The following is a 17,752-nucleotide window of genomic DNA, read 5'->3' as shown; positions in this document are numbered from 1 at the left end:
ACGTGCGGGGGCCTTCCGGTTCCTGCGTACCACCAGCGACAGAAGAGGTTAGAACCGTGGCTCTCCCTCCCCTCACCCCCGAGCAGCGGGCCGAGGCCCTCAAGAAGGCCGCTGAGGCCCGCCGCGAGCGCGCCGCCATCAAGGCCCGGCTCAAGGACAGCGCCGGTCGTCGCAGCGAGGAGATCCAGAAGGTCCTCGAGGAGGCCGAGACCAACGAGGTGATCGGTCGCCTCCGCGTCGCGGCGCTGCTCGAGGCCCTCCCGGGCGTCGGCAAGGTCAAGGCGCAGCAGATCATGGAGGAGATCGGCATCTCCCCGTCCCGCAAGATCCGGGGCCTCGGCTCCCATCAGGCGGAGAAGCTCGTCTCGCACTTCTCGGAGTGACGCCGCTCGACGGGGCCGGTGCCGCCACGGCACCGGCCCCCGTGACGGTCCTCGCCGGCCCCACCGCGGTCGGCAAGGGCACGGTCTCCGCCGCGATCCGCGCGCGCTATCCCGAGATCTGGCTGTCCGTCTCCGCGACCACCCGTGCCCCGCGGCCCGGGGAGATCGACGGCGTGCACTACCGCTTCGTGAGCGAGGAGGAGTTCACCCGTCTCGTCGACGAGGGCCAGATGCTCGAGTGGGCCGTGGTCCACGGCCGCAACAAGTACGGGACCCCGCGCGGCCCCGTCGAGGAGATGCACGCGGCCGGCCGGCCCGTGCTCCTCGAGATCGACCTCGCCGGAGCCCGCCAGGTGCGCGAGACCATGCCCGAGGCGCACTTCGTCTTCCTCGCCCCGCCGGACTGGGACACGCTCGTGGACCGGCTCGTGGGACGCGGCACGGAGGACGAGGAGGAGCGGGCCCGCCGGCTCGAGACCGCGAAGGTCGAGCTCGCCGCCGAGAGCGAGTTCGACGTCACCATCGTCAACGACGTGGTGGAGCGCGCGGCGGACGAGCTCGCCGCGCTCCTCGGCGTCCGGCGCTGATCATCCGCCCCGCGCACCGGGCCAGGCGCGAGGGTCGGGGGAGTGCGCAGTCTCACCCGACCCCGCCCCGGAACGCCTCGCGCTCGCACGGCTCCAGGGCGTATCCTGGACCGTCGCACGCACACTTTCGATGAAGGGACTTCCGTGGCCGGAACCGTCGCCCAGCCCGAGGGCATCACGAACCCGCCGATCGACCGTCTCCTGGAGACCGTCGACTCGAAGTACGCCCTGGTGCTCTACGCGTCCCAGCGCGCCCGCCAGATCAACGCCTACTACTCGCAGCTCTCCGAGGGCCTGCTCGAGTTCGTCGGCCCGCTGGTGGACGTCGAGAACCAGGAGAAGCCCCTCTCGATCGCGCTGCGCGAGATCGACGAGGGCCTGCTGACCGTCCGCGAGGTGGACGAGGAGGAGCTCGCCGCGGCCGCCGCCCCGGATCCCGACGCCCCTGCCCCGCTCGTCCTCGGCGACGACGCCCCCGAGGCGCCGTCCACGGACTTCACGCTCTGAGATGACTCCTCCGGGACGCGCCGCGGATCTGAGCGGCGCACGGGTCCTGGTCGGCATCGGCGGCGGCATCGCCGCGTACAAGGCCGCGCACCTGGTGCGCGGCCTTGTCGGCGTCGGGGCCGAGGTGCGCGTGGTCCCCACCGCCGCGTCCCTCGAGTTCGTGGGCCGTGCCACCTGGGAGGCGCTGAGCCACCATCCGGTGCTCACGAGCGTCTTCGAGCAGGTCGACGAGGTCGCGCACGTGCGCCACGGCCAGGAGGCCGATCTGACGATCGTCGCCCCCGCCACCGCCGATCTGCTCGCTCGGATGCGGGCCGGCCGGGCGGACGACATGCTCACCGCCTCGCTGCTCGTGACCCGCGGGCCGGTCGTCGTCGCCCCGGCGATGCACACCGAGATGTGGGAGCACCCCGCCACCCGCGAGAACGTCGCCGTGCTGCGCGAGCGCGGGACGATCGTGCTCGAGCCGGCCGTGGGGCGCCTGACCGGCCCGGACTCCGGTGCGGGGCGACTGCCCGAGCCCGAGGCGATCCTCGCCGCCGCGCGCGCCGTGCTCGCCGCACCGCGCGCCGAGGACGGCGCCGTGCGCCGCGACCTCGCCGGGCGCACCGTGCTCGTTACCGCCGGTGGCACGCGTGAGGAGCTCGACCCCGTGCGCTATCTCGGCAACCACTCCTCGGGCAAGCAGGGCTGGGCGCTCGCCCATGCCGCCCTCGCCCGCGGCGCGCGCGTGCAGCTGCTCGCCGCCAACGTCGACCTCGAGACCCCTCCCGGCGCCGAGCGCGTGGACGTGGGCAGCGCCGCCGAGCTCGCCGAGGCCGTCGAGGCCCGTCTGGACGGCGTGGACGCCCTCGTCATGGCCGCCGCCGTCGCGGACTTCACGGCGGCCTCGCGCTCCGGGGACAAGATCAAGAAGGACGAGTCGCAGCCGGACTCCGTGCCCGTGCTCGCGCTCGCCCGCACCCGCGACATCCTGCGTCACAGCGTCGAGGTGCGCTCCGTCTCCTCCCACCCGGCGCGGCCCGTGATCGCCGGCTTCGCTGCGGAGACCGGGGGAGAGGGCGGCACCGCCCTCGAGCTCGGGGCGCAGAAGGCGCGACGCAAGGGCGCGGACCTGCTCGTCCTCAACGACGTCTCCACGGGCGTCTTCGGGGCCGAGGACAACGCGGTGCGGATCCTCGACGCCCAGGGGGAGATCCGCGGCGAGGCGAGCGGGAGCAAGGTCACGGTCGCCCACGCCGTGCTCGACGCGCTCGTCCCGCGCCTGCCTGTCCTACCCTGGGACGCATGACGTCCAGCGACCTGCGCACCTTCACGTCCGAATCGGTCACCGAAGGGCACCCCGACAAGATCTGCGACCAGATCTCCGACGCCATCCTCGACGACATGCTCGCGCAGGACCCCGGCGCCCGCGTCGCCGTCGAGACGATGGTGACCACCGGACTCGTGCACGTCGCGGGCGAGGTGCGCACCACCGGCTACAGCGACGTCGCCCGCATCGTGCGGGACGTCATCCGCGAGATCGGCTACGACTCCTCCGCGAAGGGCTTCGACGCGGACTCGTGCGGCATCGAGGTCTCGATCGGCGCGCAGAGCCCCGACATCGCCGCGGGCGTCGACGAGTCCTGGGAGCGCCGCGACGGCGGCTCCACGGAGGCCTTCGCGAACCTCGGCGCCGGGGACCAGGGCCTCATGTTCGGGTACGCCTGCAACGACACCCCCGAGCTCATGCCGCTGCCCGTGCACGCCGCGCACAAGCTCTCCGAGAACCTCTCCGAGGCCCGCCGCAGCGGAGTGCTGCCCTTCCTCCGCCCGGACGGCAAGACCCAGGTCTCGATCGGCTACGACGCCGACGGCGTGGCCCGCAGCGTCGAGGCCGTCGTCGTCTCCTCCCAGCACGACGACGATGTCGACGTGCGCGAGCAGCTCGACCCGGGCCTGCGCCGCGTGGTCATCGCCCCCGTGCTCGAGGAGCTCGCGGGCATCGGCCTGGACGTCGAGGACGTCACCTTCCACGTGAACCCCTCGGGCCGCTTCGTCATCGGCGGCCCCAAGGGGGACGCGGGCCTCACGGGCCGCAAGATCATCGTCGACACCTACGGCGGCATGGCGCGCCACGGCGGCGGCGCCTTCTCCGGCAAGGACCCGAGCAAGGTCGACCGCTCCGCCGCGTACGCGATGCGCTGGGTCGCGAAGAACGTCGTCGCCGCCGGCCTCGCGGACCGCTGCGAGGTGCAGGTCGCCTACGCGATCGGCGTCGCCGCCCCCGTCGGCCTGTACGTCGAGACGTTCGGGACCGGCAAGGTCGCCGACCACCTCATCGCCCGCGCCGTCGAGAAGGTCTTCGACCTGCGCCCCGCCGCGATCATCGACGCCCTGGACCTGCTCCGCCCGATCTACGCGCGCACCGCCGTGCACGGCCACTTCGGTCGCGAGCTGCCCGAGTTCACCTGGGAGCGCACCGATCGGGTCGCCGAGCTGGAGCGTGCCCTGTGAGCGCCGCGGACGCCGCGGCCCCCACCGCCTCCTCACCGGCGGCCCCCGGGCTCGACCCCGCCCTCGCCGCCCGGCTCAAGCGTGACCCGCAGGGGCTCGTGACCGCCGTCGTCCAGGACGCGAGCAGCCGTCGCGTGCTCATGGTCGGCTGGATGGACGACGAGGCCCTGCACCGCACGCTCACCACGGGCCGCGCGACCTACTGGTCCCGCTCCCGCCAGGAGCTGTGGGTCAAGGGGGAGACCAGCGGGCACGTGCAGTACGTGCGCTCCGCGTCCCTGGACTGCGACGGCGACACGCTGCTGCTCGAGGTGGACCAGATCGGCCCGGCCTGCCACCGCGACACCGACACCTGCTTCGACGGCGGGGAGCTGGAGGCCGTGGTCCTGCACCCGGAGGAGCGCACCGCATGAGCGCCGAGTCCTACCCCGAGCTCGTGGGCGGGATCGAGGGGGACGCCCTCGGCGTCGTCCAGCCCGACCGTGAGACCTTCCGCGCCCTCGCCGCCCGCCAGCGCATCGTCCCGGTGACCCTGCGGCTGCTCGCCGACGAGGACACCCCGATCTCCCTGTACCGCCGCATCACCCGCGGCACCGACGCGCGGGGCACGTTCCTGCTGGAGTCCGCCGGGGAGGGCGAGGACTCCCGCTGGTCGATCATCGGCGCCCGCGCCCGCGCCGTGCTCACCGAGTCCGGCGGCCGCGCCCGCTGGATCGGCGACGTGCCCGCGGGCCTCGCCGAGGGCGGCACGCCCGTCGAGGCGCTGCAGGAGATCACCTCCGCCTTCCGCGCCGCGCGGCTGCCGCACCTGCCCCCGTTCACGGGCGGCATGGTCGGCTACCTCGCCTACGACGCGGTGCGCTACTGGGAGCGCCTGCCCGACTCCCCGCCGGACGAGATCGGCCTGCCCGACCTCTCGATGCTGCTCGCCGAGGACGTGCTCGTCCACGACGCGCACGACGCGACCGTGCTGCTCGTCGCGAACGCCCTGAACATCGACGGCTCCCCGGACAACGTCGACGCCGCCTACGACGCGGCCGTGGACCGCCTCGACGCGCTGCGCGGGAAGCTCCGCGGCCCGGGCGGCGACGGCGCGGTCGCCTACACGGGCGTGCGCGAGGTCGAGCCGAAGTCCCGCACCGCCCAGCTCGAGTACGAGGCCGCGGTGCAGGAGGCGGTGCGCGACATCGTCGACGGCGAGATCTTCCAGGTCGTGCCCTCGCAGCGGTTCTCGCTGCCCACGGCGACCGACCCGCTGGACGTGTACCGGGTGCTGCGGCGCATGAACCCGAGCCCCTACATGTTCCTGCTGCGCACGACCGATGCCGACGGCGCCCCGATCGACGTGGTCGGCGCGAGCCCCGAGTCGCTCGTGACCGTGCGCGGCCGCACCGCGACCACCCACCCGATCGCCGGCTCCCGCCCCCGCGGCGCGAGCCCGGAGGAGGACCAGGCCCTCGCGGAGGAGCTGCTCGCCGATCCCAAGGAGCGCTCCGAGCACCTCATGCTCGTGGACCTCTCCCGCAACGACCTGCAGCGCTTCTGCGAGCCGGGCACGGTGGTGGTGCGCGACTTCATGCACATCGAGCGGTTCTCGCACATCCAGCACATCGTGTCCACGGTCACGGGCCGCCTCCGCGAGGACGCCCGTGCCTACGACGCGCTGCGCTCGACCTTCCCCGCGGGGACGCTCTCGGGCGCCCCGAAGCCCTCCGCGATGGCGATCATCGACCGGCTCGAGCCGGTGCGCCGCGGCGTCTACGGCGGCACGGTCGGCTACATCGACTTCGCCGGGGACATGGACATGGCGATCGCGATCCGCACCGCCGTGCTCAAGGACGGCACCGCCCACGTGCAGGCCGGCGGGGGAGTGGTGGCGGACTCGGTCCCCACGATGGAGCATCGCGAGACCCAGTCCAAGGCGGCCGCCGCCCTGCGCGCCGTCGCCTCCGCCGAGACCCTGCGGCCCGCATGAGCGCCGACGACACCACCCCGGCGCCGTTGCCCGAGCGCACCGACAGCGCAGACAGCGCTGTCGAGGCTCGCACGACCGGCGCCCCGGACGGACCGACGGGCCGCCGCCGCGGACCGGGCCGCCGGGGCGCGGTCCTGGGCGGACTCGTCATCGCGGGCCTCGTCGCCGGCAGCACCCGCACCAGCTGGGCGACCGCCACCGCCCCGGACATCACCGGAGCCGTGCAGACCTATCCCGTGACCGGTGCGGACGCCGCCCCGGCCGTGCTCGCCCTGTCGCTCGTGGCCCTCGCGGCCGCGGCCGCGACCTCCCTCTCCTCGCGCTGGGTGCGCTGGGTGACCGGCCCCGTGCTGGCCCTCGCGGGCATCGGCACCGTCGTGGCCGCCGCCGGCATGCTCGGCGACCCCACGGCGGCCTCTGCCGGCGCGGTCGCCGACGCGACGGGCATCTCCGGCGTCGAGCTGCACGCGACCGCGAGCGCCTGGCCCGTCGCCGCGATCGTCGGCGGCGCGCTGCTCGCCCTGCTGGGCGTCCTCGTGCTCGTCGTGGGCGGCCGCTGGCCCCGCGGGAGCAGCCGCTACTCGCGGGCGACGCTCGCCCCGCGCCGCGCCGTGGACCCGGAGCAGGACCCGGCCGCCGCCTGGGACGCCCTCACCCGGGGCGAGGACCCCACCGAGCCCCCGGACGACGACGCCGACCCCGATGCCGACGCGGAGCCCGCGCCGGCCCAGGAGCACGCCGACGCAGCGGACGAGCAGGTCCCCGCGACGTCCGATGACCCGCGTCACAGCGCCGCGTCAGGACCCGCCGCACGCCCCGCGGACCGCGAAGATCCGCCCGCTGGCGTGGCACAATGACCCCGTACCCCACGCCTTCGATCGGAGCTGGACGATGACCAAGACCTACACGGTGCCGCCGCCCCCGCCGCACAACGAGGGCAAGACCCCCGCCGCCTGGACGCTCAGCCTCGGCGTCGTGATCGGCATCACGCTCGCGGCGCTCGGCATGGTCATCGGAATGCCCGCGCTGCTCGTCGTCGGCATCGTCGTCACGGCGCTCTCCGTCGTCGCCGGCGTCGTCATGTCCGTCGTCGGCCTCGGGAAGAAGCGCCCCACCCGCTCGGCCGCCACCTCGTGAGCTCCGCGGTGCGGGCCGGGGACGGCCTCCCCGCGCCGGAGGACCCGCGGCCCCGCGGCCCGCACCGCGCCCTGCTCCCGCTCGGCATCGCCCTCGGCGGCGCCGGCCTCGCCCTGCTCGTGCAGCAGGTGTTCGACCCCTTCCGCACGGACATCCCGTTGTGCGCGGTGTACCACCTCACCGGTCTGTACTGCCCCGGCTGCGGCGCCACCCGCGCCGTGCACGCGCTGCTCGACGGCGATCCGCTGCTCGCCCTGCGCAACAACGTCCTCATCGTGGTCGCCCTGCCCGTCGTCGCCGCGGGACTCGTACTCTGGACCGCACGGCGAGTGCAGGGACGCACCCTCGGCCCGCCGCCGCAGGTCGTGGTCGTCCTCCTCGCCGTGCTGGCCCTCGTGTTCGCGGTGCTCCGCAACATCCCGGCCTTCTGGTTCATCGCCCCGACGTCCCTGATCGGCGCCTGATCTGGCCCCGCCGTGATCGGCCCGACCCCTGCAGGAGTGCACCCGTGACCCTCACCGGAACGGTCCTCGACGAGATCATCGTCGGCGTCCGCGAGGACCTCGCCGCCCGCCGCGCCGAGGTCCCCCTCGCCGCGGTCGAGGAGCGCGCCGCGGCGACCGCCCCGGCACGGGACGCCCGCGCCTCCCTCGCGGGCGACGGCACGACCATGGGTCTGATCGCGGAGGTCAAGCGCCGCAGCCCCTCCAAGGGCGCGCTCTCCGAGATCCCCGAGCCCGCCGTCCTCGCGGCTGCCTACGCGGGCGCGGGGGCGAGCGCGATCAGCGTGCTCACGGAGGAGCGCCGCTTCGGCGGCACCCTCGCGGACCTCGACGCCGTGCGCGCCCGGGTCGAGGTGCCCGTGCTGCGCAAGGACTTCGTCGTGGACCCCTACCAGGTGACCGAGGCGCGGGCCCACGGAGCGGATCTCGTGCTGCTCATCGTGGCCGCGCTCGACGACGCGCTCCTGCGGGACCTGCACGACCAGATCACGGGCCTCGGCATGCAGGCCCTCGTGGAGACCCACACCGAGGAGGAGGTCGAGCGCGCCCTCGCCCTCGGCGCCGACATCGTCGGCGTCAACGCCCGCAACCTGCGCACCCTCGACGTGGACCTCGACCGCGCCGCCGCGCTGCTGCGGCGGATCCCCGCCGGCCCCCTCGCGATCGGCGAGTCCGCCGTCGCAGGCGTCGCGGACGTCGAGGCCTACGCGGCCGCCGGCGCCGACGCCGTGCTCGTGGGCGAGGCCCTCGTGACCACCGACGACCCGGCCCGCGAGGCCGCCGCCTTCCGCGCGGTCACCCGCCGCGGCCGGCCCCAGCAGGACGGAGAGAGCCGATGACCGACACCGCTCCCCAGGACGGCCCCGTGCTGCCCGAGCTCACCCGCCCCACGACGCCGCTGCGCGCCGTCACCGGCCCCTACTTCGGCGACTTCGGCGGGCGCTTCCTGCCCGAGGCGCTCGTGCCCGCCCTCGACGAGCTCACCGAGGTCTACGAGAAGGCTCTCGTGGACCCGGAGTTCCTCGCCGAGTACCGCCGGCTGTGCGCCGAGTACACCGGCCGCCCCTCCCTGCTCAGCGAGGCGCCGCGGTTCTCGAGGCTCGCCGGCGGCGCGCGGATCCTGCTCAAGCGCGAGGACCTCAACCACACCGGCAGCCACAAGATCAACAACGTGCTGGGCCAGGCGCTGCTCACGCGGCGCATGGGCAAGACCCGCGTCATCGCGGAGACCGGCGCCGGCCAGCACGGCGTCGCGACCGCGACCGCCGCGGCCCTGTTCGGCCTCGAGTGCACGATCTACATGGGTGAGGAGGACACCGAGCGGCAGGCGCTGAACGTCGCCCGGATGCGCCTGCTCGGGGCGGACGTCGTCGCCGTGTCCCAGGGGTCCCGCACGCTCAAGGACGCCATCAACGAGGCCTTCCGCGACTGGGTCGCCAACGTGGAGACCACCCATTACCTGCTGGGCACGGTCGCCGGCCCCCACCCCTTCCCGACGATGGTCCGCGACTTCCACCGGATCATCGGCGAGGAGGCCCGCTCCCAGGTCCTCGAGCGCACCGGCGCCCTGCCCGACGCGGTCGTCGCGTGCGTGGGCGGCGGCTCCAACGCCATGGGCATCTTCCACGCCTTCCTCGACGACACCGACCCGCTCGTGCGGCTCGTCGGCTGCGAGGCAGGCGGCGACGGGATCGCGACCGGACGCCACAGCGCGACCCTCACCGGCGGGACGCCCGGCGTGCTCCACGGGGCGCGCAGCTTCGTCATGCAGGACGAGGACGGCCAGACCATCCCCTCGCACTCCGTCTCCGCGGGGCTCGACTACCCGAGCGTCGGCCCCGAGCACGCCTGGCTCGCGGCGACCGGCCGCGCCGAGTACCGCGCGATCGACGACGGACCCGCGATGGACGCCTTCGCCCTGCTCTCCATGACCGAGGGCATCATGCCCGCCGTCGAGTCCGCCCACGCCCTCGCGGGAGCGCTCGAGCTGGGCCGTGAGCTGGGGGAGGGGTCCACGATCCTCGTGAGCCTCTCCGGCCGCGGCGACAAGGACGTCGACACGGCCTCGCGCTGGTTCGGCCTCGTCGACGACCAGGACCGCCCCGCCGAGCAGGGCACCTTCCCGGGCGTCCCCGGCGATCTCGAGCACCTGCGCGAGCTCGCCCGCGGCACCCTCGACACCCCTGCCCAGGAGGCCACGCGATGACCGCGCCCCGCTCCGTCGCCGCGAGCGGCACCGACCGGCTGCGCGCCGGCCATGCGATCGACGCCGCCCGCGCCGAGGGCCGCCCCGCCCTGATCGGCTACCTGCCCGTCGGCTTCCCGTCCGTGCAGGGCTCGATCGATGCCGCTCGCACGCTCATCGACCACGGTGCGGACATGATCGAGCTGGGCCTGCCCTACTCCGACCCCGTCATGGACGGCGCCGTCATCCAGCAGGCCGCGAGCGCGGCCCTCGCCGCCGGGACCCGCACCCGCCACGTGCTCGAGGCCGTCGAGGCGCTCTCCGGCCGCGGCGCCGCGATCCTCGTCATGTCCTACTGGAACCCGATCCTGGCCTACGGCCCGGACGCCTTCGCCCGGGACCTCGCCGGCGCCGGCGGCGCGGGGGTCATCACCCCGGACCTCATCCCCGACGAGGGCGCCGACTGGATCGCCGCGAGCGAGGAGCACGGGGTGGACCGCGTCTTCCTCGTCGCCCCGAGCTCCCCGGCCGACCGCCTCGCCTACGTCGCCGGGCACAGCCGCGGCTTCGTCTACGCCGCCTCCACGATGGGCGTCACCGGCACCCGCGCGAGCGTCTCCGCCGCGACCGAGGGCCTCGTCGAGCGCACCCGCGCCGCGGGCGCCCGCAACGTGTGCGTGGGCCTCGGCGTCTCCGACGGCGCCCAGGCCGCGCAGGTGGGCTCCTACGCCGACGGCGTGATCGTCGGCTCCGCCTTCGTGCGCGCGCTGATCGAGAGCCCCGAGGGCGACCTCGCGCCGCTCGCCGCCGTCGCCGACGACCTCCGCGCCGGCGTGGACCGCGCGCGCGGCGCCGGGGCACGGCCATGATCCCCAGCTCCCCGATCTCCGCGATCCACCTCGGACCGCTGACGATCCACTTCTACGCGATCTGCATCCTGCTGGGGATGGGCGTCGCCCTGTGGTGGGCCACGAAGCGCTGGGTGGCCCGCGGCGGGGACGGCGACGACCTCTTCGACATCGCCTTCGCGGGGATCATCGCCGGCATCGTCGGCGCCCGGGTCTGGCACGTCCTCACCTCCCCGGAGCCGTTCTTCGGCCCCGGCGGGAACCCTGTCGCGGTGCTCTACATCTGGCAGGGCGGCCTCGCGATCTACGGCGGCGTGGCCGGCGGCGCGATCGCCGTGTACGTCATGTCGCGGATCAAGAAGGTCTCCTTCGCCGCGCTCGCGGACACGATCGCCCCCACGCTGATGGTCGCCCAGGCGATCGGCCGCTTCGGCAACTGGTTCAACCAGGAGCTGTACGGCCCCCCGACGGACCTCCCCTGGGCCTGGCAGGTCACCTGCGTCACCAACGGCGAGACCATCGCCGGCTGCACCCCGGGCGGCTACCACCCGACCTTCCTCTACGAGCAGGTCTGGAACCTCCTCGGCGTGATCGTCCTGCTCGCGATCTCCCGCCGCCTCCACCTCGCGGGCGGCCGCGTGTTCTGGGCCTACGTCGGCATCTACTCCGCCGGGCGCGCCTGGATCGACGCGATCCGCACCGAGCCCGTCCTCATGGTGGGACCGCTGCGCATCCACACCGTGGTCGCCCTCGCCATGGTCGTGGTCGCAGTGGGTATGTTCTGCCTCCTGACGGTCCGCCGGCGTCGCCGCGGCGGTGAGACCGTCGCCGCCGACGGCGCCTTCGAGCTCTCCCCCCAGAACCCGGGGAACGGGCCCGACGAGACCGCCGTCGCCACCTCCGGCACCCCGCCCTCCGACCAGGACGAGCCCCGCACCGGATCGTAGGACCGGGCCCCCGCGCCACCGCGCGGCAGGCGCCAGGCCACGTCCGGAACCCGTCCCTCCCGACGCGCCCTGGCCGTCGGCCGAACCCTGAAGGGTCCCGCATGATCCCCCTCGACTCCCGCTTCTCCAGCCTCCCTCCCGCTCAGGGCCTCTACCGGCCCGAGAGCGAGGTCGACTCCTGCGGCGTGGCCATGGTCGCCACCCTCCGCGGCACTCCCGGGCACGACATCGTCGAGGCCGGGCTCACCGCCCTGCTCAACCTCGACCACCGCGGCGCCGTGGGCGCCGAGGAGAACACGGGCGACGGCGCGGGCATCCTGCTGCAGATGCCCGACGCCTTCCTCCGCGAGGTCTCCGGCCTCGAGCTCCCCGAGCGAGGCGCCTACGCGGCCGGCATCGGCTTCCTTCCCCGCGAGGACGCCGCCCGCGGCGAGGCCCTCGCGGCCCTCGACACGATCGCCCGGGAGGAGGGCCTGAGCGTCCTCGGCCGGCGCGAGGTCCCGATCGTCGAAGGGCTCGTGGGCCCCTCGGCGGCCGCCGTCCAGCCCCGCTTCGAGCAGGTCTTCCTCGTCGACGCGGCGGGGGAGCGCACCGGCCTCGCCCTCGAGCGCGCCGCCTTCGCGGTGCGCCGCCGGTTCGAGCACACGACCGGCGCGTACTTCCCCTCGCTCTCCACCCGGGTCATGGTCTACAAGGGCATGCTCACCCCGCAGCAGCTCGCGGACTTCTACCCGGACCTCGCCGACCCGCGGATGACCACCGAGCTCGCGGTCGTCCACTCGCGCTTCTCGACGAACACCTTCCCCGCCTGGCCGCTCGCGCACCCCTTCCGCGTGCTCGCCCACAACGGCGAGATCAACACCGTCATCGGCAACCGCAACCGCGTGCGCGCGGCCGAGGGCGTCATGTCCACCGACGTGTTCGGGGAGGACTTCTCGCGGCTGCTGCCCGTGAACAGCGAGGGCGCCTCCGACTCCGCGAGCCTCGACGAGGTCCTCGAGCTGCTGCACCTCTCGGGCCGCTCCCTCCCGCACGCGCTCATGATGCTCGTGCCGGAGCCGTGGGAGAACGACCCCCACATGGACCCCGAGCTGCGCGCCTTCTACGAGTACCACGCGGCGCTCCAGGAGCCGTGGGACGGCCCCGCCTCGCTCGTCTTCACCGACGGCACCCAGGTGGGCGCCCGTCTGGACCGCAACGGACTGCGCCCCCTGCGCTACTGGATCACCGAGGACGACCTCGTCGTCCTCGGCTCCGAGACCGGCCTGCTCGACGTGCCCCGCGAGCGGATCGCCCGCACCGGCCGCGTCGCCCCCGGCGAGATCTTCCTCGTGGACCTCGAGCGCGGCGAGGTCGTCCCGAGCGACGAGGTCAAGCACGAGATCGCGAGCGCTCAGCCCTACGGGCAGTGGGTCGCCGAGCAGAAGGTGCGCCTCGCGGACCTCCCGCGCCGCGAGCACATCGTCCACTCCCGCTCCTCGGTCGTGCGCCGCCAGCAGACCTTCGGCTACACGGAGGAGGAGCTGCGGGTGCTGCTCGCCCCCATGGCCGCCAAGGGCGCGGAGCCGCTCGGCGCGATGGGCACCGATACCCCGATCGCGGTGCTCTCGGACCGCCCGCGGCTCCTGTTCGACTACTTCACGCAGATGTTCGCGCAGGTGACGAACCCGCCTCTCGACTCGCTGCGCGAGGAGATCGTCACCAGCCTCGGCGTCACCATCGGCGCCTCGGGCAACCTGCTCGACGAGACGCCGGAGCACGCGCGCCAGCTCTCGCTCGACTTCCCGATCATCGACAACGACGAGCTCGCCACGATCTACGGCGTCCACACGCTCGAGGGCACCGCGGACTTCCGCGCCGCGCGCCTCAAGGGGCTGTACCACGTGGCCGGCGGAGCGCGGGCGCTCGAGGAGCGGCTCCACGAGATCTGCGAGGAGGCCGTCGCCGCGATCGACGCGGGCGCGACCTTCCTCGTGCTCACCGACCGCGACGCCAACGCGCTGCTCGCCCCGATCCCCTCGCTGCTCATGACCTCGGCCGTGCAGCACCACCTCGTGCGCACCGGTCGCCGCACCCGCGCCGCGCTCGTGGTCGAGGCGGGCGACGTGCGCGAGGTGCACCACGCGGCGCTGCTCATCGGCTACGGCGCGAGCGCCGTGAACCCGTACCTCGCGATGGAGAGCGTCGAGGACCTCGTGCGCCGCGGCGTCCTCGGCGACGTGACCCCGGAGAAGGCCGTCGCGAACCTCAACTACGCGCTCGGCAAGGGCGTCCTGAAGATCATGTCGAAGATGGGCATCGCGACGGTCGCCTCCTACCGCGGCGCGCAGATCTTCGAGGCCGTGGGCCTCGCCGAGGACTTCGCGGAGACCTGGTTCCCCGGCACCACGACCCGGATCGGCGGCATCGACCTCGAGGTCGTCGCGAAGGAGAACGCGGCGCGCCACGCGCTCGCGTACCCCGTCGAGGGCGACCAGCTCGCGCACCGCCGCCTCCCCGTGGGCGGCGAGTACCAGTGGCGTCGCGAGGGCGAGCCGCACCTGTTCACCCCGGAGACCGTCTTCCGCCTCCAGCACTCGACCCGCAGCCGCCGCTACGACGAGTTCCGGAAGTACACGGACGCCGTGGACGACCAGCACGAGCGGCTCATGACGATCCGCGGCCTGCTGCGCCTGCGCACCGGCCAGCTGAACCCGGTGCCGATCGAGGAGGTCGAGCCGGTCGAGTCGATCACCAAGCGCTTCATGACCGGTGCGATGAGCTACGGCTCGATCTCGCAGGAGGCGCACGAGACCCTCGCGATCGCGATGAACCGCCTCGGCGGCATGTCCAACAGCGGTGAGGGCGGCGAGGACCCCGAGCGCCTGCACGATCCCGAGCGCAGCAGCGCGATCAAGCAGATCGCCTCGGGCCGCTTCGGCGTGACGAGCGAGTACCTCAGCTTCGCCAAGGACATCCAGATCAAGATCGCGCAGGGCGCGAAGCCCGGCGAGGGCGGCCAGCTCCCGCCGGAGAAGGTCTACCCATGGATCGCGCGGACCCGTCACTCGACCCCCGGGATCGGTCTCATCTCCCCGCCGCCGCACCACGACATCTACTCGATCGAGGACCTCGCCCAGCTGATCCACGACGCGAAGTCCGCGAACCCCGCGGCCCGCGTCCACGTCAAGCTCGTCTCCCGCTTCGGGGTGGGCACGGTCGCGACCGGCGTCTCGAAGGCGCATGCGGATGTCGTCCTCATCTCGGGGCACGACGGCGGCACCGGCGCGAGCCCGATGAACTCGCTCAAGCACGCGGGCACGCCCTGGGAGCTGGGCCTCGCCGAGACCCAGCAGACCCTGCTCCTGAACGGTCTGCGGGACCGCATCACCGTCCAGGTCGACGGTCAGATGAAGACCGGGCGCGACGTCGTCATCGCCGCACTGCTGGGCGCCGAGGAGTACGGCTTCGCGACCGCCCCGCTCGTCGTCTCCGGCTGCGTCATGATGCGCGTGTGCCACCTGGACACGTGCCCCGTGGGCGTCGCGACCCAGAACCCTGAGCTGCGCGCCCGCTACACCGGGCACGCCGACCACGTCGTGACCTTCTTCCAGTTCATCGCCGAGCAGGTGCGCGAGCACCTCGCGGCGCTGGGGCTGCGCTCCCTCGACGAGGCGGTGGGCCGCACCGACCTGCTGGGCCTCGCCGAGGACGACCGCTCCCGCAGCGAGCTCGCCCGCGCCAAGCACCGCGGGCTCGACCTCGAGGCGATCCTCGCGGCACCCACGATCATGGAGGGCGACTTCCCGCGCCGCCGTCGCGGGCAGGACCACCACCTCGACCTCGCCGCGGACCACCCGTGGATCGAGCAGGCGCTCCCCGTCATCGAGGGGGAGCAGGAGTCCGTGCGCATCACCGGCTCCATCCGCAACGTGCAGCGCACGACGGGCACCCTGCTGGGCCACGAGGTCACTCGCCGCACGGGCGGCGCGGGCCTCGCGGAGGACGCGATCGTGCTCGACCTCGACGGCACCGGCGGCCAGAGCCTCGGCGCCTTCCTCCCGGCGGGCGTGACCCTCGAGCTCACGGGCGACACGAACGACTACGTGGGCAAGGGGCTCTCGGGCGGCATCGTCGCCGTGGGCCACGGCCGCGGGACGACCGGCTCGCTGACCTCCGCCGCGATCGCGGGCAACACCTGCGCCTACGGCGCCACGAGCGGGAAGCTGTTCCTCGCGGGCGCCGCGGGCGAGCGCTTCGGTGTGCGCAACTCCGGCGCGACGCTCGTGGTCGAGGGCATCGGCGACCACGGCGCCGAGTACATGACCGGCGGCGTCGTCCTGGTGCTCGGCCCCACCGGCCGCAACCTCGGCGCGGGCATGAGCGGCGGCACGCTCTTCGTGCTCGACCTCGACGAGAACGACCTGAACCCCGCGGACGCCGCGACCTTCGAGATCTCCCCGGTCCGCGAGGACCACCGGGAGTTCGTGGTCTCCGCGATCCGTGAGCACGCCCGGCGCACGGGCTCCGACCGCGCGGCCTCGCTGCTCGCGGACGAGGACGAGCTGTTCGCGCGCCTCACCGAGATCGCGCCGCGCGCGTTCCTCGAGATCACCGGCATCCGCGAGGACGCCCTCGCCGCCGGGATCGACCCCGATTCGAACGAAGTCTGGAACACCATCATGGAGGCCACCCATGGCTGATCCCCGCGGATTCCTGCGGTACCGCGAGCGTGAGCTCCCCGAGCGTCGCCCGGTCCCCGTGCGCCTCATGGACTGGCGCGAGGTCTACGAGGCCCGCGAGAAGGGCACCCTCGACGTCGTGTCCCGGCAGGCCGGACGCTGCATGAACTGCGGCATCCCGTTCTGCCACCAGGGCTGCCCGCTGGGCAACCTCATCCCCGAGTGGAACGACCTCGTGTACCGGGGCGACTGGCAGGAGGCCGCCGAGCGGCTCCACGCGACGAACAACTTCCCGGAGTTCACCGGTCGCGCCTGCCCCGCGCCCTGCGAGTCCAGCTGCGTGCTCGGCATCAACCAGCCCGCGGTGACGATCAAGAACGTCGAGGTGTCGATCATCGACCGCGCCTTCGACGAGGGCTGGGTCCAGCCCGTCGAGGCGAGCCGCCAGACGGGTCGCTCGGTCGCCGTGGTCGGCTCCGGGCCCGCGGGCCTCGCGGCCGCGCAGCAGCTGACCCGGGCGGGCCACTCGGTCGTGGTGCTCGAGCGCGACGACCGCATCGGCGGCCTCCTGCGCTACGGCATCCCGGAGTTCAAGCTCGAGAAGCGCCACGTGGACCGCCGGCTGAAGCAGATGCGGGCCGAGGGCACGCGCTTCCGCACGGGTGTGGACGTGGGCGGCAGCGGCGAGGGCGCGATGAGCGTCGAGGAGCTGCGCAGCCGCTTCGACGCGGTGCTCGTGGCGACGGGCTCCTCCGCGCCGCGCGACCTGCCCGTCCCCGGCCGCGAGGCCGCGGGCATCTTCCCGGCGATGGAGTACCTCACCCAGGCCAACCGGCTCGTGGAGGGGGACACGCTCGAGGCGCCGATCTCCGCGGAGGGCAAGGACGTCGTCATCATCGGCGGCGGCGACACCGGCGCCGACTGCCTGGGCACCGCTCTGCGCCAGGGCGCGCGCTCGGTGACCACGCTGGCGATCGGCACCCAGCCGCCGGTCGAGCGCGACGAATCGCACCCGTGGCCCACGCACCCCGTGCTCTTCGAGGTGACGACCGCGCACGAGGAGGGCGGCGACCGCTCCTTCCTCGCCTCCACGACCGGCTTCGAGGTCGACGAGGACGGCGCCGTCACGGGCCTGCGCGTGGCGCGGACCCAGTACCGCGACGGCAAGCGGCTCCCGACCCCGGGCACCGACCAGGTGCTCCCGGCGACGCTCGTTCTCGTGGCCATGGGCTTCACCGGCCCGCAGCAGGAGGGTCTGGTCGAGCAGCTCGGTCTCGTGACCACCTCCCGCGGCAACATCGAGCACGACGACAGCTGGGAGACGAGCGTCCCCGGCGTCTTCACCGCGGGCGACTGCGCGCGCGGTCAGAGCCTCATCGTCTGGGCGATCGCGGAGGGTCGCAGCGCGGCCGCCGCGGTGGACCGTCACCTCATGGGCGCGAGCTCCCTCCCGGCGCCTGTCCACGCCGGGGAGACCGCGCTCACGGTGTGAAAGACTAGGCTCTGATCACGCGATGCTGCGT

At 73.8% G+C, this 17,752-nt stretch carries 16 protein-coding genes; all 16 read left to right on the top strand.

Annotated features, from left to right (window positions below; translation table 11 throughout):
- The first annotated feature begins 56 nt into the window (after nucleotides 1–56).
- On the top strand, nucleotides 57–383 hold the full coding sequence (gene mihF / locus C1N80_RS11490) for an integration host factor, actinobacterial type (RefSeq protein ID WP_137770887.1): 327 nt from the start codon (nucleotides 57–59) through the stop codon (nucleotides 381–383).
- The gene (gene gmk / locus C1N80_RS11485) at nucleotides 380–970 is read left to right on the top strand and encodes a guanylate kinase (RefSeq protein WP_137770886.1); all 591 of its coding nucleotides are present in this window, start codon (nucleotides 380–382) and stop codon (nucleotides 968–970) included. The genes mihF and gmk overlap by 4 nt, the downstream gene beginning before the upstream one ends.
- A gap of 144 nt (nucleotides 971–1,114) precedes the next feature.
- Entirely contained in the window at nucleotides 1,115–1,477 is a 363-nt protein-coding gene (gene rpoZ / locus C1N80_RS11480) for a DNA-directed RNA polymerase subunit omega (protein WP_137770885.1), read from the top strand.
- A 1-nt stretch (nucleotide 1,478) separates the two neighbouring features.
- Complete coding sequence (coaBC, locus tag C1N80_RS11475; RefSeq protein WP_137770884.1) at nucleotides 1,479–2,768, top strand: bifunctional phosphopantothenoylcysteine decarboxylase/phosphopantothenate--cysteine ligase CoaBC; 1,290 nt, start codon at nucleotides 1,479–1,481, stop codon at nucleotides 2,766–2,768.
- The gene (gene metK, locus C1N80_RS11470; RefSeq protein WP_137770883.1) at nucleotides 2,765–3,973 is read left to right on the top strand and encodes a methionine adenosyltransferase; all 1,209 of its coding nucleotides are present in this window, start codon (nucleotides 2,765–2,767) and stop codon (nucleotides 3,971–3,973) included. The genes coaBC and metK overlap by 4 nt, the downstream gene beginning before the upstream one ends.
- The gene (gene hisI, locus C1N80_RS11465) at nucleotides 3,970–4,386 is read left to right on the top strand and encodes a phosphoribosyl-AMP cyclohydrolase (protein WP_137770882.1); all 417 of its coding nucleotides are present in this window, start codon (nucleotides 3,970–3,972) and stop codon (nucleotides 4,384–4,386) included. The genes metK and hisI overlap by 4 nt, the downstream gene beginning before the upstream one ends.
- Nucleotides 4,383–5,948, top strand: a complete 1,566-nt coding sequence (locus tag C1N80_RS11460; RefSeq protein ID WP_168198094.1) for an anthranilate synthase component I — start codon at nucleotides 4,383–4,385, stop codon at nucleotides 5,946–5,948. Before hisI ends, C1N80_RS11460 begins: the two co-directional genes overlap by 4 nt.
- Nucleotides 5,945–6,805: a Trp biosynthesis-associated membrane protein gene (locus tag C1N80_RS11455; protein ID WP_137770881.1), complete on the top strand. Its 861-nt coding sequence runs from the start codon at nucleotides 5,945–5,947 to the stop codon at nucleotides 6,803–6,805. Before C1N80_RS11460 ends, C1N80_RS11455 begins: the two co-directional genes overlap by 4 nt.
- A gap of 34 nt (nucleotides 6,806–6,839) precedes the next feature.
- Nucleotides 6,840–7,085 carry an HGxxPAAW family protein gene (locus tag C1N80_RS11450; RefSeq protein WP_137770880.1) on the top strand — a complete coding sequence of 82 codons (246 nt, stop codon included), beginning with the start codon at nucleotides 6,840–6,842 and terminating at the stop codon, nucleotides 7,083–7,085.
- Nucleotides 7,082–7,549, top strand: coding sequence for a DUF2752 domain-containing protein (locus C1N80_RS11445; protein WP_137770879.1), 468 nt, complete (start codon nucleotides 7,082–7,084; stop codon nucleotides 7,547–7,549). Before C1N80_RS11450 ends, C1N80_RS11445 begins: the two co-directional genes overlap by 4 nt.
- A gap of 44 nt (nucleotides 7,550–7,593) precedes the next feature.
- On the top strand, nucleotides 7,594–8,427 hold the full coding sequence (gene trpC / locus C1N80_RS11440; protein ID WP_137770878.1) for an indole-3-glycerol phosphate synthase TrpC: 834 nt from the start codon (nucleotides 7,594–7,596) through the stop codon (nucleotides 8,425–8,427).
- On the top strand, nucleotides 8,424–9,794 hold the full coding sequence (trpB, locus tag C1N80_RS11435) for a tryptophan synthase subunit beta (RefSeq protein ID WP_137770877.1): 1,371 nt from the start codon (nucleotides 8,424–8,426) through the stop codon (nucleotides 9,792–9,794). The genes trpC and trpB overlap by 4 nt, the downstream gene beginning before the upstream one ends.
- Nucleotides 9,791–10,642, top strand: coding sequence for a tryptophan synthase subunit alpha (gene trpA, locus C1N80_RS11430; RefSeq protein WP_137770876.1), 852 nt, complete (start codon nucleotides 9,791–9,793; stop codon nucleotides 10,640–10,642). Before trpB ends, trpA begins: the two co-directional genes overlap by 4 nt.
- The gene (lgt, locus tag C1N80_RS11425; protein ID WP_137770875.1) at nucleotides 10,639–11,568 is read left to right on the top strand and encodes a prolipoprotein diacylglyceryl transferase; all 930 of its coding nucleotides are present in this window, start codon (nucleotides 10,639–10,641) and stop codon (nucleotides 11,566–11,568) included. Before trpA ends, lgt begins: the two co-directional genes overlap by 4 nt.
- Before the next feature lie 101 nt (nucleotides 11,569–11,669).
- A complete protein-coding gene (gene gltB, locus C1N80_RS11420; RefSeq protein ID WP_137770874.1) occupies nucleotides 11,670–16,250 on the top strand; it encodes a glutamate synthase large subunit in 4,581 nt (1,526 codons plus the stop codon).
- A complete protein-coding gene (locus C1N80_RS11415) occupies nucleotides 16,243–17,721 on the top strand; it encodes a glutamate synthase subunit beta (protein WP_137770873.1) in 1,479 nt (492 codons plus the stop codon). Before gltB ends, C1N80_RS11415 begins: the two co-directional genes overlap by 8 nt.
- The last annotated feature ends 31 nt before the right edge of the window (nucleotides 17,722–17,752 follow it).

The organism is Brachybacterium sp. SGAir0954 (genome assembly GCF_005490785.1).
Taxonomy (GTDB): Bacteria; Actinomycetota; Actinomycetes; order Actinomycetales; family Dermabacteraceae; genus Brachybacterium; species Brachybacterium rhamnosum.
This window is presented reverse-complemented; position numbering and strand designations above follow the sequence as displayed.

Bases quoted from the DNA above. Each gene is read 5' to 3' on its own strand.
- coaBC (WP_137770884.1), top strand. From the start codon at position 1,479: ATGACTCCTCCGGGACGCGCCGCGGATCTGAGCGGCGCACGGGTCCTG.
- metK (WP_137770883.1), top strand. From the start codon at position 2,765: ATGACGTCCAGCGACCTGCGCACCTTCACGTCCGAATCGGTCACCGAA.
- C1N80_RS11460 (WP_168198094.1), top strand. From the start codon at position 4,383: ATGAGCGCCGAGTCCTACCCCGAGCTCGTGGGCGGGATCGAGGGGGAC.
- C1N80_RS11455 (WP_137770881.1), top strand. From the start codon at position 5,945: ATGAGCGCCGACGACACCACCCCGGCGCCGTTGCCCGAGCGCACCGAC.
- C1N80_RS11450 (WP_137770880.1), top strand. From the start codon at position 6,840: ATGACCAAGACCTACACGGTGCCGCCGCCCCCGCCGCACAACGAGGGC.
- trpB (WP_137770877.1), top strand. From the start codon at position 8,424: ATGACCGACACCGCTCCCCAGGACGGCCCCGTGCTGCCCGAGCTCACC.
- trpA (WP_137770876.1), top strand. From the start codon at position 9,791: ATGACCGCGCCCCGCTCCGTCGCCGCGAGCGGCACCGACCGGCTGCGC.
- lgt (WP_137770875.1), top strand. From the start codon at position 10,639: ATGATCCCCAGCTCCCCGATCTCCGCGATCCACCTCGGACCGCTGACG.
- gltB (WP_137770874.1), top strand. From the start codon at position 11,670: ATGATCCCCCTCGACTCCCGCTTCTCCAGCCTCCCTCCCGCTCAGGGC.
- C1N80_RS11415 (WP_137770873.1), top strand. From the start codon at position 16,243: ATGGCTGATCCCCGCGGATTCCTGCGGTACCGCGAGCGTGAGCTCCCC.